Below are 25,402 nucleotides of genomic sequence, written 5' to 3'. Positions count from 1 at the left end.
GGACTGAAAGCAACAATTCAGACGGCCAGCACGATCTTGCCTTGAATACTGCCGTCGGCGGCGCGCTCATGTGCGCGCGATGCCTCGGCCAGCGGGAATGTGCTGTCGATGACGACACGCACAAGGCCGTCGTCGAGCAGGCGGGCGGCTTTTGCCAACTGCGCGCCATTGGATCGAACCTGTGTGGATGAGACCGTGATCCCCAGCCTCTCTGTCTCTTCGTGACCAGCGAAGCCCAGTGGGTTGACCAGGAACAGCGCGCCGCCCGGCTTCAGAACATGGAAGAAGCGCTCCATGTCCGCGCCGCCCACCGCGTCGAGGACAAGGTCGACGTCTCGAACGACATCTTCCGCCGCGGTTGTCTTGTAGTCGATGAATTGATCCACGCCGAGATCGCGCATCAGCGCCTCGTTCTTGGCCGATGTCACCGCGATGACGCGCGCGCCCCGCCATTTCGCCAACTGGACGGCCAGATGCCCGACACCGCCTCCGGCACCATTGATGAGCACCGTCTTGCCGTCGAGGGGCACCGGCTCATGCGGTAAGGGCTGGAACGGATTCGGCTCGTCGTGGCCAAGTTCGATCAAGAACTGCCATGCCGTCAGAAGCGACATCGGCGCACCAGCCGCATGAATATGGTCGATGCCGGCTGGTTTCAATGCAACATGCGATGCCGGCACACTGACATAATGCGCGTAGGCATTGCTACCCGTCATCAAGTTATCGGGGAAGCGAACCATTGCGTAGACCTCGTCACCGATGCTGAACTCAGCGACGTCAGCGCCAACCGCTTCAATGACGCCCGACACGTCCGTGCCGAGAATCAGTGGGAAGGACGCGTTGGGTCGCCATTCTGGCGGCAGTGCGCGATAGCCATCCCGCAGATACCAGTCGGGCGGATTAAGCCCGGCCGCCTGGACTCGGACAAGCACCTCGCCGGGCTTCACACCCGGCCTAGGCGCGTCTTCGTACACCAGCATCTCGGGACCACCGAATGCGTGCAGACGGACTGCCTTCATCTTATCGCTCATTGGTGAAATCTCCGCTCATCCATGTCATTGGAGCGAATCTAGCGGCATGACCGCCGGTTGATAATCGGTGCCGATGGCGGTTAAGTAATGCCATGGCGGAACATATCACTTTGGATCGGCTCACTGGCATCATCGCCTTCGCGCGTGCGGGATCGCTGGGCAGCTACACGGCAGCGGCGCGCGCGCTGTCGATTTCCCCTTCGGCGGTCAGCAAGAGCGTCCAGCGGCTCGAGCGGCATTTAGGAGTGTCGCTGTTTACCCGTACAACGCGCTCGCTCACCTTCACGCCCGAAGGGCGCGACCTGCATGAGCGCGCGCTGCGTCTGCTACGCGAGGCGGAGGAAATAGAGCAGGCGGCAATGACCGCGCGCTCCGAACCATCGGGCACGTTGCGCGTGGCCGCGTCGCTGCCGATCGGACTGCATCTGATCGCTCCGGCTTTACCGGCTTTCCGTCGGCTCCATCCGAACCTGATCGTCGATCTCAGGCTGGGTGACCAGATGGTGGACATGATCGAGGAAGGGATCGATGTCGCCATACGCATCGGTGATCTGGCTGATACCCGGCTACTATCACGCAAGATCGCACCCCATCGGCTTTGCTGCTTCGCCTCGCCAGCCTATCTCGAGGAACGCGGCACACCGACCCATCCCGATCACCTGGAAGGGCACGACACCGTCAACCTTCGATATCAGAGCACAGGCCAGGCCTTTCGCTGGCCCTTCCGGATTGGCGACCGTGAAATCGAGATCGTGCCCAATTCCGGTGTGGTCGCCGATGCCAGCGATGCCGTGCTCATCATGCTGGCAGCCGGCGGTGGGATAGGCATAGGCGCCTCCTTCATGGCGGCTCCCTATGTGGAGCGCGGCGAACTGGTCCCAGTGCTGTCCACGTTCGCGGTCGAGCGAAACAATGTCACCGTGCTCTGGCCGGCAAGCCGACGCGCCAACCCCGCCGTGCGCGCCTTTCTGACCATGCTCGACGCCGCTTTCACTCTGCGAATGGCAGCTTCAAGCATCGACTGATCTGGCGCGGAAGGGTCGCTAAAGGGCGAAAGCGGTCAATCCTGCTGATTGGCTGAACGGCAGCTATTCCGGGCACAACGTCCAAAAGCTGCTATTCCGTTTCGGCCCCACTACAGGCCGCCCCTCCTCGTCGAATAGCATTAGACTAGTTGATCGGCTACAACGACCTAGATTGCTAGCAACGGGGAGGGCACATGTCGGCGAGTGCTTACGCATTGACTGGCTTCATCTCGTGGGCGCTGGCCCTGCTGATCGTGATGGAAGTTATCCGGAGCTACCTGGTGATCTCTGGGCAAGTCCCGGCAAACGGCTTTACGCCAGATAACGGAGCCCTCTCCCCGTTTATGCGGAGGTTAGCCCGTGCCCACGCCAACTGCATTGAAGGGCTTCCAATCTTCGGAGGTCTGCTCGGAGTCGCGATCATCATTTCAAAGACAGATGTCACGGATCCCTTGGCCTCCACGATGTTAGGCGCACGTATAGTGCAGTCGGTGATCCACCTCGTCTCAACCAGCCAACTCGCGGTCAGTCTCAGGTTCACCGCGTTCGCTGTGCAAATGGTGATTGGTGCGTATTGGTGCTGGTTGCTGTTGATCTGAAGAGTGGCGGAGCCCCGACGCAAAAGTGGGCCACCTCGATTCCGGGAGCCTTGGCAAACCCACTCCGGATCGTGACCCGAAAGACTGTCCCTTTTGACAGGCGAGCGAACCGCAAAACTGGCAGTGGCAAAACCGCCGTTGAGGCATGATATTGGTGTTGGATTTTGGGGCTACTCCCCAGCTTCGGAGAAGGATCGGCGTTCAGAGAGCAATTTGCACGCCTGGGCGCTGCGGCGCTCCCCAGCTTTTGGCCACACGCACGCCCTGCAAACGCTCGGCTCAAGAGCGCCTGGCAGCGGAGCAGAGAATTGTTGGACTTTGTGAGTGTTAGAGGGAGAGGAACTGAGATTCAACCTTCTCCACCTGCACTTGTTCCTTGCACGCTGGCCTCAGCAGCACCTAATCCTGCCACCCAACCTGGAGGAGCAAGCCAGTGCTACCGAGCTATGTAGACACCGATCGGCTCGCGCTGTAGCCATAGGCCTCCGCCCGTCGGGGTTCACCGGCGCCGGGGTGGGGGGGCGGCCTAGGGGGGCCAGCAACGCGCACGTCAGCCAAGCTATCTTTGAGTCGCCGGGTCCGGAGACCGCCAGGCTGGATTATACCCGACAAATCTTGTTAGGCTGCCGTTCTGGGGGTCGCACGATGAACGAGGTTGAAAAGCTGGCCGTCGAGGTTGTCGCGACCGGCCTTGGCTGGCCCGAGGGCCCGACGGTGCTGCCCGATGGCCGAATTGTCATCGTCGAAAGCTATCGCAGCCAGCTGACGGCCATAGATCGCGACGGAAGTGCTCGCCAGTTCGCGTATGTTGCCGGAGCGCCCAACGCCTGCGTTCTCGGATCGGATGACCTGCTCTATGTCTGCCAGAACGGCGGCACGACCGGACCTTGGCGGGCCGCGGACATGACGACGCCATCGATCCAGCGGGTTGCCGAAGGCGGAAAGCCGGAAATCCTGCTGAGCGAAGTCGCGGGCATTCGGCTCAATGGGCCAAACGATCTTGTATTTGCTGCTGACGGCCGGCTCATCTTCAGCGATCCCGGCACATACAACCCGGGGAATCCGGACCCAAGCTACATTTTTGCCGTCAACCCCGATGGCAGTGCTTACCTTGCTCTCGGTTTCGACAAGCCGACCTTCCCCAATGGTGTGGCGATCGAAGCCGACGGCTCGATCATTTGGGGGGAGTCCTATACGGGGCGCGTCAAGCGGCAGCGTCCGGATGGTTCCGTCGAAGACCTGGGCCGCTTGCCTGGGGCCAATCCGATCCCGGACGGGCTGAAGGTCGGAGCCGATGGCCGCCTTTATGTCACGGATATTGCCGCCAACGGCATTCACGTTCTGAAGCCCAACGGCACAGCGGAGGGTTTCTTCGTCTGCGGCAAGGCAACGACCAACTGCGTCTTCTCGGGCGAGATGCTTTGGGTGACAAATGCCGGCGTGCTGGCGACCGGCAGCGATCCCTCCTTTGAGGGAACACTCTCCTGCGTGCGTGTTCCGGGAGGCGGTGGACCGACGCATCATGGTCGCATCGGCGGAAAGCAACCGTGAGTAGCTCCTCGTCCGCCTCAAACACAGGCGATGACCGCGGTGCGGGCGGTGCGGCATCGTCTGCTTCGATGGCGGCGTTGAAGTGCCTGTACAGCGTGGCCGCGGTCCGCGTCGCCGCGCGGCGGACTTTGCCACGCCCGGTGTTCGACTTCGCCGATGGCGGTGCCGAGGATGAGCGAACGCTGCGCCGGAACGAGCAAGCTTTTAACGAGGTTGCCATTCTGCCGCGACCACTCAACGGTGCAACGACGCGAGACCTTTCCCTTGACCTCTTCGGCGCGAAACTTGCCATCCCGCTGGGCATCGCGCCAACCGGCCTGGCTGGGCTGTTCTGGCCCGACGGCGAGCGCGCAGCCGCCCGAGCCGCAGCGGCCGCAGGGACATTCTACTGCGCCAGCCACGGATCGGTCTGCACGCTGGAGGATATAGCAGCCACCGGAAGTAGCCCACGGTGGATGCAGGTGTTCGTCTATACCGATCGCGGCTTCACCCGAGAAATGGTGGATCGGGCGCGTGCCTCAAGCTACGACGCGCTGGTGCTCACCATTGATAACCAGATGCTTGGCAACCGTGAACGCGACATCCGCAACGGTTTTGCCATCCCGCCGCGCTTCGGTGTGGCCGGAACCCTCGCGGCCGCCACCAAGGCGGCGTGGCTTCTTCGTATGCGCACCCGACTCCCGAAACTGACTTTCGGCAACTACGCGCGCCCCGGAGATACGGCGACGGTCGGTGCATTGGCGGGCCGAATGGCCGCAATGCTCGATCCCGGACTCTCCTGGGCCGATGTCGACTGGCTGCGCACTGTCTGGTCCGGACCGTTGTTGCTGAAAGGCGTCCTGCATCCCAGCGAAGCCGCCGAGGCTGTAGCCCGAGGAATCGACGGCATCATCGTATCCAATCATGGGGGACGTCAGCTTGACGGCGCCGCCGCATCCCTGGACGCGTTGACGGCGGTTGTCGCGGCTGTCGCCGGCCGCGTACCAGTGCTTATCGACGGCGGCATCAGGCGAGGCTCTGACGTCGTCAAGGCCCTGGCGCTCGGCGCCTCGTGCTGTCTGATCGGGCGGCCGCAGTTGTGGGGGCTCACGGTCGCCGGCGAGGAGGGGGTACGCCACGTGCTCGAACTCTACCGCAAGGAGATCGACCGCGTCATGGGACTGATGGGCGCGCGGAGCCTGCGCGACCTCGGGCCGGACTGTATTTCGTTCGTTCAGGGAATGGGGCCGCTACATGATTGAAGACCCACCACTGCTCACCATCAAGCGCCGTTTCGAACGGCCCGCAGCAGAAATCATCAGTGCTTTTGCGGGCGTGCCGGTTAGCCAGGTCGTAGACGCGATGGGGGGACGCGGCGCCTTGCATTATGCGATCAAGCCACTGTCGCCAGCTACTGCGACGATGGTCGGCGTCGCCGTGACCTGTCACTGCGGTCCCGCCGACAACCTCGCCCTGTTTGGAGCACTGGATGCCGCAGCAAGTGGCGATGTCATCGTCGCGGCCACCGACAGCTTTGCCGGTACCGCGGTAACTGGCGATCTCGTGCTCGGCATGGCGCGCAACAAGGGGGTCGCCGGCTTCATCACTGACGGTCTGGTGCGCGACGTTGTCGGGATCGAGGCGGTCGGGTTGCCGGTTTACTGTGCCGGGGTCATTGCGAATTCGCCTGCGCGAAATGGTCCAGGCACGGTCGGATTCCCGGTGGTGCTGGGAGGAGTGACTATCTCGCCGGGAGACATACTGGTCGGCGACCGCGACGGTGTCGCCGTGGTGCCTCGCCTGGAGGCTGAGACTGTGCTGGCCCGGCTCTCCGCCATCAGGGCGGCTGAGAAAACTCTTGATGGCCTGGTGCGGCAAGGTCTCGAGATGCCCGACTTCGCCAAGGTCGTCCTCAAATCGAACAGGGCGCGCTTCGTTGACTGAGATGTGAGCTTCTCTAGCTGCGGGACATATGAAGCGCAACACGATTTCGTCCTTCCGATTTGGCACGAAACAGAGCCAAATCGGCGGCATTGACGAAATCGTTTGGCGTCTCGTTCTCGGTGGGCACCGCTGTTGCGACGCCGACGCTGATGGTCACGCGATCCGGGCCGTGGGGTATGTTCAACTCCCGCACGCTCTGGACGAGCCGCTCGGCGATCGCACTGGATTGTTCCAGTATAGTGTCGACCAACACGATGACGAACTCTTCGCCTCCGTACCGCGCAGCGAGATCGGTGGAGCGGCCGGAACCGCTCTGGATTACGCGGGCGATTTGCTTCAGCACATCGTCGCCGGCCATATGGCCATAGGTATCGTTGTATCGTTTGAAGTTGTCGGCATCGATCATCAACAGCGACAGTGGGGACTGTGCGCGAAAAGCGCGTTTCCATTCAGCCGCCAGATATTCGTCAAAATAGCGCCTGTTGCCGAGACCCGTCAGGCCATCGATCCGCGTCAGACGTTCAAGCTCTAGATTTGCACTGATCAGCTGTCGCTGGCTTTCCCTCAGCGCTCGGTGTGCCGAGTCTCGCTGGACGTGATCCAGATAGGCCCGCGTGTGATATCGAATGCGTGCAATCAACTCGATACGATCCGGCAGTTTGACGAGATAGTCGTTCGCGCCCGCAGCGAAGGCTTCGCCCTTGGTGGCTGGATCTTCCTTGCTCGACAGCACAATGACTGGCACCGCGCGTGTCGACGCATGCTTCCTGTATTCTCGCACCAGATGCAGCCCATCGACCCCTGGCATCACGAGATCCTGCAGGATAACGGTTGGCTTTACCTCATCCGCGACCGTCATCGCTCTCAACGGGTCGGTGCAGAAGTGTAAGGAAATATCGGGCTCGTTGGCTAGAGCGCGCCTGACCGCCTCGCAAACCATGATCTGATCATCGATGAGCAGGACCATGGATGAATAGTTATCTGCGAGTGGCGGGACCAACTCTGGTTCTTGCGTCATCGGAAGGGGCCTTTCACGTGGAGCGCTCGCAGGCTTCGATTATACGTGAGCCGATCGCACCCAAAGGAAGAATATCAACGGCCGCGCCGATGTCGGCGGCGGCCTTCGGCATGCCATAGACGGCACTGGTTGCTCTATCCTGCGCGATTGTGAGATGTCCCTTGTCACGGAGCTGTCTCAGCCCGCGCGCACCATCCCTGCCCATGCCTGTGAGCAGAACACCAATCACCGAGCCAGGCCACCATTGCGCCGCACTTTCGAAGAACACATCTACCGACGGCCGATAAACATTGTCCTTGGGGCTGGGCGTATAGCCAAGTTGCTGAGCTGACTTGAAAACCAGATGATCCGCAGAACTGGCAACGAGAACGGTGCCCGCTTGTGGACTATCCCTTTCCCCCGCCGGACGGATCGGGAGACGCGTATGCTGCCCTAGCCAATCAACAAGGCCTGGAACGAACTGAGCATCGAGATGCTGGACGAGCACAATCGCGCCGCCAAAATCAACGGGAAACGCGCTCAGGACTGCGGCAACGGCAGCCGGCCCGCCCGCAGAGGCGCCGATTGCTATCAGGCGTCGAGTTGACGGCTCAGCCGCACGTGACATCCGCCTTTTTGCCTGGGTAGGCGCATCACCGATCAACTTGCCTATCGTTCGTATCTTGTTCGTCAAAAGCCGGGCGGATTGCGAGGACGCGTTGCCTTCGATGCCCACCGACGGAATATCGACTGCGTCAAGCGCGCCATGACCCATTGCTTCGTAGACGCCGGCGAGGTTGGCTTCGATACTGGCGGTCACCAGCAAGATTGAGCACGGGGTTTCCGCCATGATTCTGCGCGTCGCTTCCACGCCGTCCATCTCTGGCATCGCTAGATCCATGAGTATCAGATCCGGCAGATCACGTCTGCAGACCTCGACCGCCTCACGCCCATTGGTCGCGATCCACGCGACCTGATGTTCGCCGGTCGACAGGACCAGTCGACGCAGAAGTTCAACCGCCATCGGCATGTCGTTGACTACGCCGATTCTCATTCGCTGGCTTCCAATCTCGATCTCATTCAGCCGCCTCGCCAATCATGTCCACGACGGCATGGATCAGCGCCTCGTCCTGAAAACTACTCTTGGTCAGATAATAGTCCGCACCTGCGTCGAGCCCGCGCGCGCGATCTTCTTCCCGATCCTTGTATGAAACGATCATAATGGGTGTGTTCTTGAGATCAGCGTCCTTTCTGATCAAACTCACCAGCTCGATGCCATCCATGCGAGGCATGTCGATGTCGGTGACGACGAGATCGAAAGGACCAGACCGGACGGCATTCCACCCGTCCATGCCGTCTACCGCCACTTCGACCTCATAACCGTAATTGCCGAGCATCTTGCGCTGGAGTTCGCGAACCGTCAGTGAATCGTCAATCACGAGCACGCGCTTGCGCCTGCTCGCTTCGGGACCGCCCGCGGCGCGCCGAAGAGCTCGAAATCCGCTGGACGATGCAAGCTTTTCCACCGATCGGATCAGATCGTCGACATCGAAGATCAGAACGGGCGAACCATCTTCCATCAGGGCCGCTGCGCTGATGTCCTTGATCTTGGCAAACCGTGGATCGAGAGGTCTGATCACTAACTCGCGTTCCCCGAGAAAACGGTCAACGATCAGGCCGTACGCATCGCCCCGACCCGCATCTACGACGACGACCGATAGTTCGTTCGGTTCCGATCCGGGCTCACCTCGATCGAGCACCTCGCGAGCGGTGACCAGCCCGATCTGTCGATCGTTCAATCGAAAATGCGGCCGGCCCTGCAGGACGTTGATCTCCGTCCGCTGCAGTTTCAAAGTCTTGGAAATGGCAGCGAGTGGAAAAGCATAGGGCTCTCCATCGACATCGACGAGCAGCGTGCGCAGGACCGACAGTGTCAGCGGCAATTGCAGTTGAAATCGGGTTCCGTGGCCAAATTCTGAGGAGACGCTTGCGACTCCCCGGACTTCCTTCGTCATGGCTTGCACTGCATCGAGCCCCACACCGCGACCTGAGACGTCGGTAAGGCCCGCTTTCATGGAAAAGCCTGGCAGAAACAGAAACGCGAGCAATTCGCTTTCGCTGAGTGTTTCAGCACTTTCCCTGGTTGCAAGTTGCCGGGCGACGACGGTCTCGCGCAGCTTCGAGAGCTCTATCCCCCTGCCGTCGTCCACCACGGCTATCTGCAGCAGCCCGGCATTGTGCCTCGCTTCGAGCCTGATGAGCCCCTCTTCGGGTTTGCCCATCGCGAGGCGCTCCTCAGGCGGTTCAAGCCCATGGTCTACAGCGTTGCGCAGAAGGTGCCCCAAAGGGGCATCGAGCTGCTCGAGGATATCGCGGTCGATGCCGGTCGAGCCGCCTACGATCTCCAGTCGCACCCGCTTGCCAAGGGTACGACCGAGGTCGCGGATCATTCTCGCATAGTGTCGCACGCCGTCCTCAAAAGGCCGCATCCGGCTCGCCAACGTTTCGTCGTACAATCTGTTGGCAAGATCGGTCGCTTTCCGATCCACTGAATCCAACTCATCGAAACGCTCCGCCAGGAACGCTTGGCTCAACCGAAGCTTTCGCTGCGCTTCAGCCAGCGCCTCCACCACCGCCGCATCGTTTGAAACCGGCGGCAGCACTGCATGAAGATTGTCGAACGCACTTGCGAGGTCCGATTGAAGTCGCTTCAGCCGTAGCAGCCCGTCAGCGAATGGCCTGAGCCGCCGAGCTTCCATCAGCGACTCGCCAGCCAGCCCGAGCAATCGGTTCAGGCTGTCTGCCGTCACCCGAACCATTCTATCAGAGCCGATGCTGCCGTGGGCTTGCGGTACCGCCCCAACGAGGAGGTTCGCTGAAGAGGTCGTCGCCAGTTGCTCCTGGGCATGATCTGGAGTTGCGAAATCAGCTGCAGAATCTTGGGGACCGGGCTTTGCCTGGGGGAGGGACAACCCCTCGAACTTCGCGAGAAAGGTTTCGACTTCTGAGTTGGCGCTCTCGCTCGATGATCCCGATGCGATCAATTTCAAAAGGTCAGAACCTTGCAGAAGCGCGTCTATATGCTCCCGTCGCACCCTCAGATGCCCGCGTTGCGCTGCGACCAGGCAGTCTTCCATCGCATTTGCAACTTTGACTGCGGGCATCAGGTCGATGATGCGGGCAGCTCCTTTCAGGGAATGCGCGGCACGCATGCATGCTTCCAGGGCGTCGGCGGCGATAGGATCGCGTTCGAGTGCCAGAAGTCCAGAGGTCAGAGCCCGTGACTGCGTCTCCAGTTCGGCCTGGAAGAGGCTGAGCATCGAAACCTGGCTGAAGTCTTCATCTGTCATGCGATGCTCCGATCCAGCATCGTGAGCAGTTGTCGTGGATCGAGACAGCCAACGGCTCGTCCTTGCCATAGCAGCACGGCAACCGTAGCGGCAGACAGTGCCTTGCCAATCATGGCCGGAACAGCGAGAGTGTCGCGTTCCTGGTACCGATGTAAGCCGTGGATCTCATCAACCATAAAAGCAACCCGCTTGTCGCGCTCGCCTACCACGACAAGGCGGCGAAATACCTTGGTTCGTGTGCCTTGTTCCCCTTCCTTGCGCTCGTCTATCCCGAGCAATTCGGCCAGGGACAGGCAAATGAGCAATTCACCACGGACATTCGCAATGCCGAGCAGTGCACTGTTCCTGCGATGTGGAAGTGAATGAACGCGACGAGATTCAGCCACTTCATGAAAAATACCGACCGGAAGTGCCAGCCATTCCTCCCCCAAACGGAAGAGAACGGCCGTCTGCAGCGCGTCGCTGTCTGCCGAATCGATCCCTGCACGACCAGCGTTGTCAGGCCATTCGTCGCGAGATGCCGAGGGAGCTGCACGGTCGAGGAGGCGTCGTGCGATCTTCTTGTAGGTCGGGCAATTGCGGCAGTGGAGATGCTGCTCTAGTAGCGGACATGACTTGTCACCCCGTACGCCTATTTGCCGCCAGCAGTCGTTGATTTCGATCTCCTCCACCGGCTGAGCGATCCTTGTCGAAGCCGCCATCAACTGCCGCTCCTTTTCTGGACCCGACCCAGCCGGCCGGCCAGCGCCTCGGCGCCGTTATGGTCGCCTTGCTTGCTAAGCAGCAAAGCCAGATGGACAAGAGCTTCTAGATGATTTGGCGCGAGATAGAGCGCCTTGCGATAACTTTGCGCGGCTTCGGGTGCAGAACCATCCGCATCCTGGACGAGGCCTAGCAGGTAGAAGATTTCTGCGGAAGGACCGAACTCCCTGAGATGCGCCAGGGCGACCTCCTGTGCCTCCTTTACGCGTCCTGCATTGGCGATCCGTTCAACCGCGATGAGGCTTTCCGAGGCGTGTGCAAGCGGCTTGGCCGGAGCCTGCCCGCGGCCTTCATTGCCAATTGTCGGTCGGAACGGACGAAGAGGCTCGCTCTTGTTGACCTTAGGGCTTAGCGTCCGCACCGGGACGGCGGCCGAAACTTTCGGCGCCGTGGTCTTGACGGGCTCCGATTTCAGAAAGGCGAAGGCCAATGGCCATTCAGCGGAAAGAAAGCCATGCACCCTTGGAAGAGCTGCTTCCGCCGGACCGACCAGAAGAAGTCCGTCTTTGGCCAGCAGGTCCTTCAGGCAGATCAATGCGCGATCCTGCAGCTCTCGATTGAAATAGATCAGCAAATTGCGGCAAAGCAGGATGTCATAGACCTCTTGCCCGAAAGGCGCGTGAGAACCGAACAAGTTTCCTACCATGAACCGAACCTGTTTCAGCACCCCAGCAACAGGCCGCAACCCGCCCTCGGCCGCTTCGAAATAGCGATCCTTGAATTCTAAATGGCTGCCGCGAAACGAATTGCGGCCATAGATGGCGTGTTCAGCCGTCGCGATATTGCGGCTGCTGACGTCCACGCCATCGATCTTGAACTCATGTGCCTCAAAGCCGGCATCGAACATGGCCATGGCGACCGAGTAAGCCTCTTCGCCGGTTGAACATGGCAGGCTCAGGATTCTTATCGGCTGAGCAGGCTTGTGCGCGCGCGCATGCCGCGCCAGCATCGTGAACGCTTCTCGGTCGCGAAAGAACCAGGTCTCTGGGATCACCACCGCATTGATCAGCTCCTGCAGCTCCTGCGAGGAACCGGCCAAGTGTTGCCTATAGGCCTGAGGGTTGGTTATCCGGCATGCTTCCATCCGTTCTCTGACCGCCTGACGAACCACTGTCGGACCAACGCTGGCACTGTCCAGTCCAATGGTTTCCGTCAGGAGCTTTTCTATTGCTCCGGTCATTGATCACCTATTGCCGCCTGGCGGAGCAAAGCGGTACGAATCTCTTCCGAAAGCAGCGCTTCCACTTTGACCCACTGAATGATCTCCAAACCATCGGAAGCCACCGGCCCAAGATAGGGCGGGGTTCCTGGTTCCAGTCCGAACGGCGCGAAATCGGCCGGGTCTCGCTCGATCGTATCCGTCACCCGTTCCGCGATCAGCCCCAGCAGGCGTCGCTCGCCATCATCCGCCGGATAGCGCGTCACAACGATCCGGGTGCTCAACAGGCGCTCCGATGGTCGGCCAAGCGCAAGAAGGGTGACATCGATCAGGGGGATGGGTATTCCGTTATAGCTGACCAAACCCACCACACCAGTTGGCGCACCCGGAAGAACTTTCACGTCGATATAGGGCAGCACCTCTTCAATTTTGTGGACATCGATCAAGTAGCGATCCGGACCCATGCTGAAGGCGAGGAATAGCATTGTCACCTCCTACTGCCGGCTCGCTATGCTCGTAGCTTGAACCTCGATATGCTACTTCGCATGCCGCCTGAGACTTGATTGAGCTCGTCGATCGCGAGCGTCGATTGCTGAAGGGACTCGACTGTTTGCTGAGCTGCCTCGCTTAGCTGGGTTAGCGTGTCGCTGATCTGCCCCGCGCCGGTCGCCTGTGCTTGCATGCCTTCATTGGCGACTTCGAAACGTGGCACCAGCCCCTGAACCTGCTGAATGATCTCGAAGAGTTGCCCGCCGACCTGCTGGATGTCCTGCATACCCCGACGGACCTGCTCGGAAAACTTGTCCATGCCCATCACCCCGGCCGCGACTGCCGACTGGATGTCCTTGACCATTTGCTCGATATCGTAGGTGGAGACAGCTGTCTGGTCCGCGAGCCTTCGGATTTCCGTCGCCACCACTGCAAAACCCCGGCCATATTGGCCTGCCTTCTCCGCCTCGATGGAAGCGTTGAGCGACAACAGGTTCGTCTGATCGGCCACTTTGGTGATGGTCGTCACCACCTGATTGATGCTGCCGGCTTTCTCGCTCAGGATCGCCAGTTTGGAATTGATCGCGCCAGCCGCTTCCATGACCTGCTGCATGGTTTCTTCCATACGGGTCAGCCCCGCTTGCCCCCCGCCAGCCACGGCAGCGGTTTGTTCGGCAACTGTGGAGACCTCGTTCATCGTGCGGACCAGTTCGTTTGATGTGGCGGAGATTTCCTTGGCTGTCGCTCGGATTTCTGTTGTGGTCGCTGCGATTTCAGTCGCAGTTGCCTGCTGTTGCTTGGAGGTGGCGGCGATCTCAGTTATCGACGTGCCGACCTGTATGCTGGACCTTTGAACCTGACCAATGAGGGTTGTGAGATCGGCCGCCATTGCGTTGAAGCCGTCGGCAAGCACGCTGAATTCGTCTCGGCGCCTCAGATCGAGCCGTTCGCTGAAGTCGCCTTGCCGCATCAATTGAACCGCGTCGACCAAACGGGTGAGCGGACCTGTAATGGCGCGAAACAGCTGGTAACCCAAAAGAAGGGCTAGCCCGAGGGCTATCAACAAGCCAACGCTCAAACCGACTTCGGCCGTTCTGACGATCGAGCTGATCCGCTGCGTCGCGCTGTTTGCCTCGCCTCTGTGATCCTCAACCATGGCCTGCAGAGCGGACTGCAATTTTACAAAGATCGGCTCTACTTCGTTCTTGATAGCTGGGCTTTCATTGGGAGTTTCACCTTTCGACAAGGCAGCCCGGCTTGTTTCCAGCACAGCAGTTTCAGCCAGACGGAATTGGTTGGCGAGTTGTTTGACGGCTGCATAATTCTGCTTGTCGATATCGGAGACGATCGTTGCCTCATAGTCGTCCATCGACCGCTGCACCTGGTTGCGATTGGTCGTGATCGCGTTTTCAACCGTGCTTCTGTCTGACGGGTTGTCCTGAAGGGCATATTCCTGAAGCAGACTATGGGCCGCCATCTGGCCCGTCATGATCTCGGTACTGTGATAAAGGTCCGGAAGGATGCCCTTCTCGACCTCAGTCGCCTCCTCCCCCGCCTGAAGAAACCAGGCGTACGCGATGAGGGCTATCACGGACATGACCACCAGAACGGCTGCGAAACTGACGAGGATGCGGTGGCGTATTGTCAGACTCTTCATGGAACCGGTTCACCAATGGGGGGCATCGTGGGCTGCGCGACAAGCGCTCGTTCCGACATATTCGAAAAGGTGCGTCGAAAAGCGGTAGTCTGATGCTGAATGGTTTCTTTTCCGTTCCATAGCTAATGATGGCGAGGCGGCTCGCCAATCGGCGCCGCCAGAAGCGGTGGTCAAAGGACGACTGCCGTCCACGCACATCAGCCCGAGATCGGCTGGATGGCACGCCGCGTCAGGAGGAGCGTGGATGAGCTGCTTGAGGCCACGAATTGAATGACTGCTTAGGCCAGGTCGAGGCAAGAAAGCCGACGTCCTGCTTGCTGCCCCTAAGCTGCCAGGCGGGAACGCGCCTCATATCAGCCGTCCAGCATGATCGTCGCACTGAAAGCGGATCGCCGAAACCACATGTCGCAAACTGGCCAGCGCGTAGATTGGCGCCGAGTACGGGTTCGACATGCGCAGGTGACGATAACTAAATGGCAAGCGCCCCCGCCTGAGGCCCCTCAGGACTAAAATGATCTTGAGACAGTTTCAAATGCGCATCCTCAAGCGGCGGCCGCCAACCGCACAAGGATGAGCACAACGTGACGAGCGCTCTGGAGCGTAGAGGGGACTAACCCGACAATCCCTTCCTTTGCGACATTGCGGCGGGGAAAAAGATTACGAGATGGAGCAGGCGTATTGCCAAAAGGGTCCAGCAGCGAGAGTTCGCGTTTTCCGCCTCGGCTGTGAACCCGCTTCCATTCGCTGATCTTGCTCAGGTCGAGGTCTACTTGCCATCGAGGGCTCATGTCCCAGCTCATAAGCAGGCGGTTGGGTAGGTCTCGGCCAGCACACGGCCCGGTGGCACTCCTGGGGTCCACACCGCAGGTTCAAACTGACCACCGACCCAGGGTTCGAAGACCGTTCCCGATCGGAACACCGAGCAGATTGTGCTCGCTCTCCCTCAAGTTACTGAAATCTTCGTGAAGACATTGAAGGCGTCGCAAAGGACGCCTCGACAACGACGGAGTGCTTTAAGGGCCCGGCCACCGGATGCTTAGATCTCGTTGACAAGGGGTGCTATGGGATCATAACGTACCTGATTGGTATAACAGGTATGCCACATGATCGGAGTTCTGATCAAACAGCGGAAGCTTTCGGACGAGGTGGCAGCGCACCTCGAGCGGATGATCCGAGAGGGAGAGTTGGCCGAAGCCGACCGTCTCCCATCTGAACGGGAACTCATGCGGCAGTTCGGGGTAGGGCGGCCTTCCATCCGTGAGGCGCTGCTGCATCTGAGCAAAATGGGCCTTGTCGAGGTAAAATCGGGGGAGCGTGCCCGCGTCACTCGACCCACTCCTCAATTCGTGATCGACGCCCTTTCAGGGCCGGCTCGGCACATGATTTCGGCGCCGGGAGGGGTTCACGACTTCCAGAGCGCGCGGTTGTTTTTCGAGGTCGGCCTTGCCCGCAACGCCGCTGTGCATGCTACCCCGGAAGACATTGAGAGCCTCAAGGAGGCGCTCGAACTCAACCGTCAATCAATCGGCGACCTGGCGCGCTTCGAGCGCACGGACGTAGACTTCCATTACGTGCTGGCGGTAATCACCCGCAATCGGATCTTTACAGCTATTCACGCGGCGTTGGCTGAATGGTTGCTCGAACAGCGTCGCACCACATTGGCCAAGGGTCAAGACCGCAAGGCTTACCAGGCTCATCGCGAAATCTTCGAGGCCGTGGCCGCGCGCGATCCAGACGCGTCAGAGACGGCCATGCGCAGCCATCTCGAATATGTGGCCAAGCGGTACCTGCAACTTGCGAGGCCCAAGTGATGACCGGATTTGTCGTCTGGGTCGATTTCCGCCTGAGGCCTGGTGCCCGGGACAGGTTCCGAGAACTTGTCGACGCCAATGCAACCGCGTCGATGCGCACCGAGGCCGGCTGCCGCCGCTTTGACGTGACGGAGGCGCGTGGCGAACCGGATCGGGTCCTGCTCTATGAAATTTACGATAGCGAGGCCGCATTCGAGGACCATTGCCGCACCGCTCATTTCGACGAATTCAATACGCGGAGCGCGCCGCTCGTCGTGACCAAGTTGGTGACGACCTGCGACCTCGTTCTTGAGGCCACGCATTGAAGAGAACGTAGGCGGATTGCCCCATTGGGGCGAACGGGAGGAAGTGCATGTCAGAGCCAAGTCTCAGGGCGTTAGCTTCTCACAGGCGGGTCAAGCTCGGTACGCTCGTCGCCGAGTTCGCCACGCCGGGAATCGGTCACATCCTGAAGTCCGCTGGCTGCGATTTCGTCTTTTTCGACATGGAGCATTCGGGATTTAGCTTGGAGACGCTGAAGAGTGCGATTCGCTATTTCGAGGCGGCTGACCTGCCGGTCATGGTGCGTGTGCCATCGCAGGACTACCACTTCCTTGCCCGCGCCATGGATATGGGCGCCGAAGGCCTGATCGCGCCGATGGTGAGCAGCGTCGAACAGGCGCAGCACATCATCAATTCCATGAAGTACCACCCTGCCGGCGCCCGCGGCGTGGCGCTGCAGATCGCTCATGACCGCTACCGCCCAGGCTCGGTCGCTGATAAATTCGAGGCCGCCAACAAGCGCTCCACGTTCATCTGCCTGATCGAGACCGCCGACGGCGTCAAGAACATTGACGGCATCGCGGGACTGGACGGGGTTGATTGTCTTTGGGTCGGACATTTCGATCTGTCCGTCTCGCTCGGCATTCCTGGCGACTTCGCCCACCCCACTTTCACTGCTGCAATGGCCAAAATCGTTGCCGCCGCCAAAAAGCACAACAAATCGCTTGGACGCTTGGTGCCCAACGTCGCCCAGGGACACGAGTTCTACGCACAGGGCTTCGATTTCATTTGTTATTCAGGCGACGTTTGGGTCCTGCACGACGCGATCGCCGACGCGGTTTCCAAGATCCGGGCCGGGTGCCAATAGGAGCGGAGGAGACGATGGACGGCGTAGAATTCAGGGTGGCGCTTTCCGGTGATTTCCGCAAGCCGGACGGCTCGCCGACCTACCCAGATTTCGATCTGGAGCCGCTGCGCAATGCGACAGGTGTCGAGATGGTGTTCCTGGAGTCAAACAGTCCGCTTCGCGCCGACCAACTTGAGGATTTCGATGCGCTCATCCTCCTCGCCCATCGTTTCGATGCCACGAGTGTCCCCAGGAGCGGCCGCCTGGCCGTCGTTGCCCGCTTCGGGGTCGGCTACGACACTGTCGACGTTGAGGCATGCACCGCAGCCGGTATTGCCTTGGTCATCACGCCCGATGGCGTGCGACGGCCCGTCGCCGTATCCGTCATCACCTTCATGCTGGCGCTGACCGGCAAGCTGCTGACAAAGGACGCGCTCACCCGCAAAGGGTCTGTTGGTTTTGAGAAGCGCTCCGAACATATGGGGGTCGGCCTCGTCGGGCGTACGCTTGGGTCGCTGGGCATCGGCAATATCGGTGCCGAGGTCTTCCGCTTGGCGAAGCCCTTTGACATGCAATTCATTGCCCATGACCCGTTTGCCGACAAGGGGGTCGCTGCCGACCTGGGTGTCGAGCTGGTCGGGCTGGAGGATCTGTTTCGCCGCGCCGACGTGCTGTCGGTGAGTTGCCCCCTGTCGCCCCAGACCCACCACATCGTCAATGCCGAGCGGATCGCCCTGATGAAGCCGACAGCTTACCTGATCAACACCGCGCGCGGCCCGATCGTCGACCAGAAAGCGCTGACGCAAGCGCTGCAGGAGCGCCGCATCGCCGGCGCCGGTCTCGACGTGCTGGAACAAGAGCCTCCCGAGGCAGACGATGCGATCCTCAAACTCGACAATGTCATCCTGGCGCCGCACGCGCTTTGCTGGACCGACCAGTGCTTTGCCGGCAACGGTGCCGCCGACGTCAAAGCGGTAATGGAGGTGCAGCGTGGTCGCGAGCCGCGCGGCGTGGTCAATCGCGAGGTGCTTTCGAGCGAGCTGTGGAAGACCAGGCTGTCTGGGCTCGCCGCCCGCTTTGGAACCTAGGAGGACACTGATTTTCGGCGCGCCGCCGCGGCCTCTTTGCGGCGACCTTACGGGAGGAAATGCTTGACCGCTGCGCCGGCGGACGAGTGAAGCAAAAGGAAAATGGGAGGACCAAGCACTATGAACGATCGTGAAAAACGTGACTTTCAGGCAGGTCTCGAAGCAGAGGTCGACGCCTTCATGCGCGGCGAAACCACCCGCCGAACTTTCATCACCCGCTTCGGTCAGATGACCGGCATGTTGGCCGTGTCCGGCCCGCTGCTGGGGATGATGACCGATTGGGCGCTGGCGCAGCAAACATTGGAATTGGCGGACGCCACGTCGCCGCTCGGCCAGGCGCAGGCCGCAGCCCTGAAAGCATCGAAGGAAGGGCCTCCGGACGGTTCCGCCTTTCGCGCGGCGGAGGCGGCCAAGGCGCATTCGGGCGTCACCCTCAACATGACCTACGAGGCTGGCCTGCAGGCACTCGACCCGCGCAATTTCAGTGGGCCGATGTGGGAGCAGCTTACCGGGATGAAGTCGAATGTCGTCGAGCTGTCGAACCCGGACCAGTACTCCAAGGCGGTCGCCGAGCACATCGCCGGCTCGGGTGCCTATGACGTCCTCGACATCTCGCCGGCCTGGACGCCGTCGCTTGCCGATGGCGGCGTCATCGCCCCTCTAGACGACTACATCGCCAAATACATGAACCCGGCAGACCTCGAGGACTATCATCCCCTGTACAAGGCGCTGCCGACCTACAAGGGTAAGATCTGGGGGTTCTTCGACGACGGCGACATGTTCGCTCTCTACTACCGCAAGGACATTTTCGAGGACCCTAAAATGGTGGAGGCTTACCAGGCGAAGTTCAACGCCAAGCTTGGACCGCCCAAGACATGGGAAGAATATGCCCAGATCGCCCAGTTCATCACCGACCAGATGGCGCCAAAGGTCTATGGCGCGGGACATTTCCGCAAGGCGGGCAGCCCCGGCAATCAGTTCGACTTTCTGCAGCAGTACCGGGCCAACGGCGGAAAACTCTTCGGCGACGACATGAAGGCAGGTTTGGTTTCGGATGCCGGCGTCAAGACGCTGACAAACATGCTCGCCGCAAACAAGGCCTCGATCCCCGGCAACAACGAGCTCGACGCCGTCTCCTTGTGGGCGGCTTTCCTGACCGGCAAAGTCGCGATGATCTATTCCTGGCCTCCTAGCGGCCGTATGGCGGCCAACTATTCGCAGTCGGCCACGGCAATCAACTTCATTCCGCAGTCCCAAATCGCCGGCAAGGTCGGCTATGCCGTGGTTCCGGGAAATCCGGAACATGCCACCGGCTACAACAAGGCACTGTCGGCCGACTCGCCCAACGCTGAGGCGGCGTATCTGTTCATGCAGTGGGTATGCTCGCCACCCGTCTCGCTGGCACGTTGCATGCTGCCCTACGCTCTACGCGACCCGTACCGCATCTCGCACTTCAAGTCCGAGCTCTACGGCGCGCTCTTCCCGAGTGCCAAGGAGTACCTTGCCAACCTCAACAACTCGGCAAATGTCGGTCTGCTCGACCCGATCATGCCAGGCGCGCAGGACTACTTCTTGAGCATCGATCGCATGTGCACGGCGGTGTGGGCTGGTGCGGATCCGAAGGCGTCGCTTGAAACGGCGGCCGCCGAGTGGAACGAGACGACCGACCGACTGGGTGTGGATTCGCAGAAGGGCTTCTACACCGAGTTCTTGAAACTGCCTGGCGCCACCGCCGACAACACGGTGGAAAAACTTGGCATGGCGGTCACCCTCTGAGGGCAGGCGGACTTCTCTGGAGCAATCGGTGTTGCGGGCGCTTGGCTCGCAACACCTCCCCGCTAAGCGGCGATTTTGGATACGCCTATGCAGCCCACCGCCACGATCCGTCGTTTGAAGGCAGCCGGCGCACCGCCCCGGCTGTCTGCCTTTGCTCAATGGGCAGACCGTCATTTCAAGTGGCTGCTGGTCGGCCCCGCTGTGCTGCTGATATTGGCACTGTCGATCTATCCGCTTCTGTTCTCGCTGGTGGTATCCTTCATCAACTACGACTTCCAGGTGCCGGGCCACGCCTTTGTCGGATTGAAGAACTTCGAGCGGGTCGTGTTCGATCCCGTAGCACGTTGGTCCCTGTTGCTGACAGCATCGCTGTCGGGCATCAGCGTCGCTATAGAATTCGTTCTCGGCCTCTTGGTGGCGCTGACAATGGTGCGCAGCTTTCCGGGCCGCGGTGTGATCATGTCGATCCTGATCGTGCCGCTGTTCATCAGTCCGGTCATCGTCGGCCAAGCCTGGACGCTGCTTTTACAGCGGCCTTTCGGACCGACGAACTATATCCTGACGCAACTATTGGGGCAGGAGGTTACGATCGGCTGGATGACGGAGCGCCCGTGGCTCTACGTCTCGCTGATCATCGCCGATGTCTGGCAGTGGACGCCGTTCATGTTCGTCATCCTGCTCGCCGGGCTGACCGCAATCCCACCCAATCTCTATGAGGCGGCAGAACTCGACGGCGTCAACGCCTGGCAGGTTTTTTGGGCGATCACGCTCCCGCATCTCGGGCCGATGATGCTGCTGGCGCTGACCTTCCGTCTGCTCGACGCAATCCGTATGTTCGACACCATTTTCATCATGACAGGGGGTGGCCCGGGAACACAAACCTACACGGCCTCCTATTATCTTTATACCATCGGCTTCACACAGTTTCATCTGTCGCAGGCAACAGCAGGAAGTTGGCTGTTCCTGATCTTTACGGCGCTCATCGTGACGTTGCTGGTGCGTCGGCTCTTGAAGGTAGAACCGGTCTGATGGCCGCCGTCGCGCCCGCCCGCCGCAGGAAACGCCGGTCGTTGCCGATCGGCCGAATTCTGCTGCTGGGGTTCTTCCTGGTGTTCGTGCTGTGGCCGCTCTACTGGATGTTCAACACCTCCATCAAGCCCAGCGACGACTACCTCACCGTACCGCCTGTCTGGTTCCCCGCCGCTCCGACGCTTGTCCACTACAAAGCTGCGCTGTTCGCCTATCGTGGTCTCGACGGGCTCATCAACAGCCTGATTATTTCGCTTTCGGCCACGGTGCTTTCGGCGCTGCTCGGCACGCTGATGGCCTATAGCCTGGCGCGCTACGACACCGGCGGCAAGCATCTGTCTTTCTGGGTGCTGTCGCAGCGCTTTTTGCCGCCGATCGGGATCGTGCTGCCGGTGTTCCTGATCTATCGCCAGGTCGGGCTCTACGACACTCATGTCGGCCTGATCATCGCCTATACGGTCTTCACGCTGCCGGTCTCGGTGTGGATGATGTTCGCCTATTTCCGCGGCATGCCGAAGTCGATGGAGGAGGCGGCCCTCGTCGATGGCTGCACGAGATGGGAGGCGTTCTGGCGCGTTGCCATGCCGCTCGCAGCACCGGGCATCGTCGCGGCGGCTGTCTTCGCCTTCATTGCATGCTGGACGGAGTTCTTCTTCGCTCTGATCTTGACCAGCCGAACTGCCTTTACACTGCCAACGGTCTTCCGCGCCTTCATCGGCTTCCAGGGCGCGCAATATGGCGAAGCCGCGGCCCTTGCCATCGTCTCCCTTGTGCCATCGATCGCCCTCGGGGTCCTTGCTCAACGTCATCTGGTGCGCGGGCTGACGCTCGGCGCCGTTCGCGGTTAGGAAAGCTCCCGCATGGCCGAAGTCAAAATTACCGGCTTGCACAAGCGCTACGGCGCGTTCCATGCCGTGCGCGGCATTGACCTCCACATCCGCGACGGCGAGTTCACCGTCCTGGTTGGACCGTCCGGCTGCGGCAAGTCCACGCTGCTCCGGACCATCGCCGGCCTGGAGGAGATATCGGAAGGCACGATCGAGATCGGCGGCGAGGTGGTCAATGATTTCCGGCCGCGCGATCGCGACGTGGCAATGGTGTTTCAAGATTATGCGCTCTATCCGCATATGAGCGTGGCCAAGAACATTGGCTTCGGCCTCAAGGCTCGCAAGATGCCGAAGCCAGAGGTCGAGGTGCGCGTCGCCGAGGCGGCACGCATGCTTGGCATCACTCCCTTGCTGGGGCGTTTTCCGCGCCAATTATCCGGTGGCCAGCGCCAGCGCGTCGCCATCGGCCGCGCCATAGTCCGCAACCCCCGCATCTTTCTATTCGACGAGCCGCTGTCCAACCTCGACGCACAGCTTCGCGACGAAATGCGCGGCGAAATCAAACGCCTTCACCAGGACATTGCGACAACGATGATCTACGTCACCCATGACCAGATCGAAGCGATGACGTTGGCTGACCGTATCGTGCTGATGCGCGACGGGTTGATAGAGCAGCAGGGCGCGCCACTCGAGTTGTTCGAGCACCCGGCCTCCACGTTCGTCGCTGGGTTCCTGGGTTCGCCGCGGATGAGCTTCCTGCCAGGCACCCTTGCCTTGGACGCAGGCGCCGCTGCCATCCGGCTCGCAGATGCACTGCTACCCTTAGCGCCCGGCAGGGGGCTGAAGGGCGTCGCGGACGGACAGCAGGTGCTGCTCGGGTTAAGGCCAGAACACCTCACTCGTGCGCACACTGCCATGCCGGAGCAGGGCACGTTTCGCTATGAGGCAACGATCGACCTGCTGCAGCCGACCGGCTCGCGCAGTTACGCGACATTCCGACTGGCCGGCGCGCCGGTGATGGCTGAGCTGCAGGCGCACGATGTCAGCCGTCCGGGCGAGAAGCTTGCGATCGACATCAACATGAACCGGGCCTCGATCTTCGACGCCACGACGGAGCGCGCAATTTGACCTCGACAGCTTCCCTGGCAGTCCGCTTGTGTGGCACCGAGCAGCTCGAGGCACCGCTGCGCACACTGCGCGCCGGATCCTTGTCGGTCGCCTTCGACAATGGCGCCTTGCGTTACATCCGCATCGGGACGATCGAGGTCTTGCGCGGAATCTCGTTTCTTGTACGGGACGAAAACTGGGGAACATGTACCACCGTTCTCGATGATCTGCGGATCGACGAGAGGCCGGATGCGTTCGCCATTGAATACCGTGCAACATGTGCCGCAACATCCGGCCGCCTGATTTACCGGGCGCGCGTCTCAGGCAGTGGCGATGGTGCGCTGTCGTTTGTGGCGGAGGCAGAGCCCGAGACTGACCTTTTGACGAATCGGACCGGCTTCGTGGTCCTTCATCCGATCGAGGGCTTAGCCGGCAAGCCGATAAAGGTGCTGCATGAGGATGGTCACGACGAGCTATCGTTCTTTCCGGACCACATCGATCCAAAATGTCCGTTCACCGACATCCGGGCGTTGTCGCACGAGATCGCGCCTGGGATCTGGGCGACATGCACCATGGAGGGTGATGCCTTTGAGATGGAGGACCAACGCAATTGGTCTGACGCCTCCTATAAAACATATGTCCGCCCTCTGCGTCGCCCGTGGCCTTACAGACTGCCCAGGGGCCAGAAATTCACGCAGGCCGTCCGGCTTCACGTGTCAGGAACGCTCCCTGCCGGGACGTCTGAAAATCGAAATCCACTCATCAACCTGACGATCGGCGGACCGGTCGGCCGAGTGCCCCGCACTGGCGTCGGCGTCGCCGCCGACGAGGCAAAGCACGCGCTCGAAACCCCCGAGCTCCTACGACGAATGGCTCCTCAGTGGATGGTCTGCCAGGTCGATCTCCGGATCGCACACGGCCAGGACGAACTAGAAAGCTACGCCGCGCTCGCACGGCTGACCGGCGCTGGAGTGGTCCTCGAGATTATCACCAAGGGCACGCGCGATCCATTCGGCGAATTGGCGCCGGTCGCGGATGCTGTCGACTCACTCGGCCTCAAACTAGAAGCTGTCTCCGTCTTTCCGGCGCAGGACATGACATCCGTACAGCCGGGAGCACCGTGGCCGACTATGCCCAGCTTCCACGAAAGCTACTCCGCCGCTCGCCGGGCTTTCCCGGGCATCGCGCTGGGCGGCGGCATGGCCGCTTACTTCACCGAACTCAACCGCAAGCGTCCGCCAGCCGAAGCGCTCGACTACGTGACCTTCACCACCTGTCCAAGCGTGCACGCCGCAGATGATGTCTCGGTGATGGAGACACTTCAGGCAATCCCCCATCTAATTCGCTCCGCGCATGCTTTCATGGGGGAACGCTTGCCACTGCGTATCGGTCCCATCCAGCTCGGCTGCCGTGAGAACCCATACGGAAAATCCACTGCGCCGAATGAAGCGAACGCTCGCGTCTGTCTATCGCGCATTGATCCTCGTCAGCGCGGGCTGTTCAATGCGGCTTGGACTGTCGGATATTTCGCGGCCTGCGCTCGCGAAGGAATCGAGGCCGTCGCGTTCGGTGACTTCGCCGGCCCCTTTGGCCAAATCCATAGGAAGGCTGATTTCGTGCAGCCATGGTATGATCAGCAGGATGGCCCAACGGTCTATCCCGCTTTCCATGTCTTGGCTGGTCTCTCAAAGCTCGGCGGAGCCACCTTGCTGTCCGTAGGAACTTCCGGCGCTGACGGCGTCGCCACGATCGCGGCTGAAAAAGATCGCCGCGTGACCCTGTGGGTCGCTAACCTTACCGCCAAGACGCAATCTGTGCGGCTTTCGGATTCGCCGAGCAGCGCCCGCATTGCTCTTCTCGGCGCCGAGCAGTTCGAGCGGGCGGCAACCGATCCCGACTTCATGGAAAGTTCCGCAAGACCGCTGGATGATCAAAGCATCTCGCTTGGCGCCTACGCCGTCGCGCGAGTCGACCTCGATCGATCGTCTTAGGCCTAGCCGATGTTCGCTGTTTGGCCAAACCCCCGTCAAGGATGAGGGTGATAGTTCCATACTCTAAGGCAGCGCGTGGAATCCATCTCGCTTATACGTTGTACTATCGCGACGGCGACCAG

The 25,402-nt window shown here is 60.6% G+C and carries 22 protein-coding genes; 14 read left to right on the top strand and 8 right to left on the bottom strand.

Translation table 11 applies throughout. From position 1 onward, the window contains the following. Window positions 1-17 precede the first annotated feature (17 nt). Window positions 18-1,031 (bottom strand): NADP-dependent oxidoreductase, encoded by a 1,014-nt coding sequence (locus tag NKJ57_RS06565; RefSeq protein ID WP_023700514.1) that lies wholly within the window; start codon window positions 1,029-1,031, stop codon window positions 18-20. 92 nt (window positions 1,032-1,123) lie between these two features. Between NKJ57_RS06565 and NKJ57_RS06560 the strand changes: the two genes are divergently transcribed. From NKJ57_RS06560 to NKJ57_RS06540, 5 genes are all read left to right on the top strand, one after another. Further along, window positions 1,124-2,056, top strand: a complete 933-nt coding sequence (locus NKJ57_RS06560; protein WP_352511335.1) for a LysR family transcriptional regulator — start codon at window positions 1,124-1,126, stop codon at window positions 2,054-2,056. 194 nt (window positions 2,057-2,250) lie between these two features. Next, window positions 2,251-2,655, top strand: coding sequence for an MAPEG family protein (locus tag NKJ57_RS06555; protein WP_023682292.1), 405 nt, complete (start codon window positions 2,251-2,253; stop codon window positions 2,653-2,655). 645 nt (window positions 2,656-3,300) lie between these two features. Continuing rightward, window positions 3,301-4,206: an SMP-30/gluconolactonase/LRE family protein gene (locus NKJ57_RS06550; RefSeq protein ID WP_023693321.1), complete on the top strand. Its 906-nt coding sequence runs from the start codon at window positions 3,301-3,303 to the stop codon at window positions 4,204-4,206. A gap of 68 nt (window positions 4,207-4,274) precedes the next feature. Continuing rightward, complete coding sequence (locus tag NKJ57_RS06545) at window positions 4,275-5,447, top strand: alpha-hydroxy acid oxidase (RefSeq protein ID WP_031246463.1); 1,173 nt, start codon at window positions 4,275-4,277, stop codon at window positions 5,445-5,447. Next, a complete protein-coding gene (locus tag NKJ57_RS06540) occupies window positions 5,440-6,129 on the top strand; it encodes an RraA family protein (protein ID WP_023682289.1) in 690 nt (229 codons plus the stop codon). The genes NKJ57_RS06545 and NKJ57_RS06540 overlap by 8 nt, the downstream gene beginning before the upstream one ends. Window positions 6,130-6,142: 13 nt before the next feature. Here NKJ57_RS06540 and NKJ57_RS06535 read toward each other — a convergent pair whose 3' ends face one another. From NKJ57_RS06535 to NKJ57_RS06505, 7 genes are all read right to left on the bottom strand, one after another. Beyond that, a complete protein-coding gene (locus NKJ57_RS06535; protein WP_023669440.1) occupies window positions 6,143-7,096 on the bottom strand; it encodes a response regulator in 954 nt (317 codons plus the stop codon). A gap of 64 nt (window positions 7,097-7,160) precedes the next feature. Beyond that, window positions 7,161-8,180: a chemotaxis response regulator protein-glutamate methylesterase gene (locus NKJ57_RS06530; RefSeq protein ID WP_023693323.1), complete on the bottom strand. Its 1,020-nt coding sequence runs from the start codon at window positions 8,178-8,180 to the stop codon at window positions 7,161-7,163. Between the two features lie 22 nt (window positions 8,181-8,202). After that, window positions 8,203-10,476 (bottom strand): hybrid sensor histidine kinase/response regulator, encoded by a 2,274-nt coding sequence (locus NKJ57_RS06525; RefSeq protein ID WP_023713485.1) that lies wholly within the window; start codon window positions 10,474-10,476, stop codon window positions 8,203-8,205. Further along, window positions 10,473-11,177 (bottom strand): chemotaxis protein CheW, encoded by a 705-nt coding sequence (locus tag NKJ57_RS06520; RefSeq protein ID WP_084559018.1) that lies wholly within the window; start codon window positions 11,175-11,177, stop codon window positions 10,473-10,475. Before NKJ57_RS06520 ends, NKJ57_RS06525 begins: the two co-directional genes overlap by 4 nt. Beyond that, complete coding sequence (locus NKJ57_RS06515; protein WP_023742809.1) at window positions 11,177-12,418, bottom strand: CheR family methyltransferase; 1,242 nt, start codon at window positions 12,416-12,418, stop codon at window positions 11,177-11,179. The genes NKJ57_RS06520 and NKJ57_RS06515 overlap by 1 nt, the downstream gene beginning before the upstream one ends. Beyond that, complete coding sequence (locus NKJ57_RS06510) at window positions 12,415-12,882, bottom strand: chemotaxis protein CheW (RefSeq protein ID WP_023700505.1); 468 nt, start codon at window positions 12,880-12,882, stop codon at window positions 12,415-12,417. The genes NKJ57_RS06515 and NKJ57_RS06510 overlap by 4 nt, the downstream gene beginning before the upstream one ends. A 23-nt stretch (window positions 12,883-12,905) precedes the next feature. Beyond that, window positions 12,906-14,543 carry a methyl-accepting chemotaxis protein gene (locus NKJ57_RS06505; RefSeq protein WP_352511334.1) on the bottom strand — a complete coding sequence of 546 codons (1,638 nt, stop codon included), beginning with the start codon at window positions 14,541-14,543 and terminating at the stop codon, window positions 12,906-12,908. Window positions 14,544-15,646: 1,103 nt separating this feature from the next. Here NKJ57_RS06505 and nanR point away from each other — a divergent pair. From nanR to NKJ57_RS06460, 9 genes are all read left to right on the top strand, one after another. Then, window positions 15,647-16,354 carry a transcriptional regulator NanR gene (gene nanR, locus NKJ57_RS06500; protein WP_023742808.1) on the top strand — a complete coding sequence of 236 codons (708 nt, stop codon included), beginning with the start codon at window positions 15,647-15,649 and terminating at the stop codon, window positions 16,352-16,354. Further along, complete coding sequence (locus NKJ57_RS06495) at window positions 16,354-16,659, top strand: putative quinol monooxygenase (protein ID WP_023742807.1); 306 nt, start codon at window positions 16,354-16,356, stop codon at window positions 16,657-16,659. Before nanR ends, NKJ57_RS06495 begins: the two co-directional genes overlap by 1 nt. Window positions 16,660-16,706: 47 nt before the next feature. After that, complete coding sequence (locus NKJ57_RS06490) at window positions 16,707-17,483, top strand: HpcH/HpaI aldolase family protein (protein WP_023726880.1); 777 nt, start codon at window positions 16,707-16,709, stop codon at window positions 17,481-17,483. 14 nt (window positions 17,484-17,497) lie between these two features. Beyond that, window positions 17,498-18,550 (top strand): NAD(P)-dependent oxidoreductase, encoded by a 1,053-nt coding sequence (locus NKJ57_RS06485; RefSeq protein ID WP_023742805.1) that lies wholly within the window; start codon window positions 17,498-17,500, stop codon window positions 18,548-18,550. 120 nt (window positions 18,551-18,670) lie between these two features. After that, window positions 18,671-20,326, top strand: a complete 1,656-nt coding sequence (locus NKJ57_RS06480; RefSeq protein ID WP_023742804.1) for an extracellular solute-binding protein — start codon at window positions 18,671-18,673, stop codon at window positions 20,324-20,326. A gap of 87 nt (window positions 20,327-20,413) precedes the next feature. Beyond that, on the top strand, window positions 20,414-21,355 hold the full coding sequence (locus NKJ57_RS06475; protein ID WP_023705662.1) for a carbohydrate ABC transporter permease: 942 nt from the start codon (window positions 20,414-20,416) through the stop codon (window positions 21,353-21,355). Beyond that, window positions 21,355-22,203, top strand: coding sequence for a carbohydrate ABC transporter permease (locus tag NKJ57_RS06470; RefSeq protein ID WP_050586890.1), 849 nt, complete (start codon window positions 21,355-21,357; stop codon window positions 22,201-22,203). Before NKJ57_RS06475 ends, NKJ57_RS06470 begins: the two co-directional genes overlap by 1 nt. A gap of 12 nt (window positions 22,204-22,215) precedes the next feature. Next, window positions 22,216-23,310 carry an ABC transporter ATP-binding protein gene (locus NKJ57_RS06465; protein WP_023705660.1) on the top strand — a complete coding sequence of 365 codons (1,095 nt, stop codon included), beginning with the start codon at window positions 22,216-22,218 and terminating at the stop codon, window positions 23,308-23,310. Further along, on the top strand, window positions 23,307-25,280 hold the full coding sequence (locus NKJ57_RS06460) for a D-apionate lactonase family protein (protein WP_023742803.1): 1,974 nt from the start codon (window positions 23,307-23,309) through the stop codon (window positions 25,278-25,280). Before NKJ57_RS06465 ends, NKJ57_RS06460 begins: the two co-directional genes overlap by 4 nt. The last annotated feature ends 122 nt before the right edge of the window (window positions 25,281-25,402 follow it).

The organism is Mesorhizobium sp. M0077 (genome assembly GCF_040322955.1).
GTDB lineage: Bacteria > Pseudomonadota > Alphaproteobacteria > Rhizobiales > Rhizobiaceae > Mesorhizobium.
This window is presented reverse-complemented; position numbering and strand designations above follow the sequence as displayed.

Bases quoted from the DNA above. Each gene is read 5' to 3' on its own strand.
- NKJ57_RS06510 (WP_023700505.1), bottom strand. From the start codon at position 12,882: ATGCTATTCCTCGCCTTCAGCATGGGTCCGGATCGCTACTTGATCGAT.
- NKJ57_RS06485 (WP_023742805.1), top strand. From the start codon at position 17,498: ATGGACGGCGTAGAATTCAGGGTGGCGCTTTCCGGTGATTTCCGCAAG.
- NKJ57_RS06530 (WP_023693323.1), bottom strand. From the start codon at position 8,180: ATGAGAATCGGCGTAGTCAACGACATGCCGATGGCGGTTGAACTTCTG.
- NKJ57_RS06540 (WP_023682289.1), top strand. From the start codon at position 5,440: ATGATTGAAGACCCACCACTGCTCACCATCAAGCGCCGTTTCGAACGG.
- nanR (WP_023742808.1), top strand. From the start codon at position 15,647: ATGATCGGAGTTCTGATCAAACAGCGGAAGCTTTCGGACGAGGTGGCA.
- NKJ57_RS06550 (WP_023693321.1), top strand. From the start codon at position 3,301: ATGAACGAGGTTGAAAAGCTGGCCGTCGAGGTTGTCGCGACCGGCCTT.
- NKJ57_RS06515 (WP_023742809.1), bottom strand. From the start codon at position 12,418: ATGACCGGAGCAATAGAAAAGCTCCTGACGGAAACCATTGGACTGGAC.
- NKJ57_RS06535 (WP_023669440.1), bottom strand. From the start codon at position 7,096: ATGGTCCTGCTCATCGATGATCAGATCATGGTTTGCGAGGCGGTCAGG.
- NKJ57_RS06525 (WP_023713485.1), bottom strand. From the start codon at position 10,476: ATGACAGATGAAGACTTCAGCCAGGTTTCGATGCTCAGCCTCTTCCAG.
- NKJ57_RS06475 (WP_023705662.1), top strand. From the start codon at position 20,414: ATGCAGCCCACCGCCACGATCCGTCGTTTGAAGGCAGCCGGCGCACCG.
- NKJ57_RS06520 (WP_084559018.1), bottom strand. From the start codon at position 11,177: ATGGCGGCTTCGACAAGGATCGCTCAGCCGGTGGAGGAGATCGAAATC.
- NKJ57_RS06560 (WP_352511335.1), top strand. From the start codon at position 1,124: ATGGCGGAACATATCACTTTGGATCGGCTCACTGGCATCATCGCCTTC.
- NKJ57_RS06565 (WP_023700514.1), bottom strand. From the start codon at position 1,031: ATGAGCGATAAGATGAAGGCAGTCCGTCTGCACGCATTCGGTGGTCCC.
- NKJ57_RS06480 (WP_023742804.1), top strand. From the start codon at position 18,671: ATGAACGATCGTGAAAAACGTGACTTTCAGGCAGGTCTCGAAGCAGAG.
- NKJ57_RS06555 (WP_023682292.1), top strand. From the start codon at position 2,251: ATGTCGGCGAGTGCTTACGCATTGACTGGCTTCATCTCGTGGGCGCTG.
- NKJ57_RS06495 (WP_023742807.1), top strand. From the start codon at position 16,354: ATGACCGGATTTGTCGTCTGGGTCGATTTCCGCCTGAGGCCTGGTGCC.
- NKJ57_RS06505 (WP_352511334.1), bottom strand. From the start codon at position 14,543: ATGAAGAGTCTGACAATACGCCACCGCATCCTCGTCAGTTTCGCAGCC.
- NKJ57_RS06465 (WP_023705660.1), top strand. From the start codon at position 22,216: ATGGCCGAAGTCAAAATTACCGGCTTGCACAAGCGCTACGGCGCGTTC.
- NKJ57_RS06490 (WP_023726880.1), top strand. From the start codon at position 16,707: ATGTCAGAGCCAAGTCTCAGGGCGTTAGCTTCTCACAGGCGGGTCAAG.
- NKJ57_RS06545 (WP_031246463.1), top strand. From the start codon at position 4,275: ATGGCGGCGTTGAAGTGCCTGTACAGCGTGGCCGCGGTCCGCGTCGCC.
- NKJ57_RS06470 (WP_050586890.1), top strand. From the start codon at position 21,355: ATGGCCGCCGTCGCGCCCGCCCGCCGCAGGAAACGCCGGTCGTTGCCG.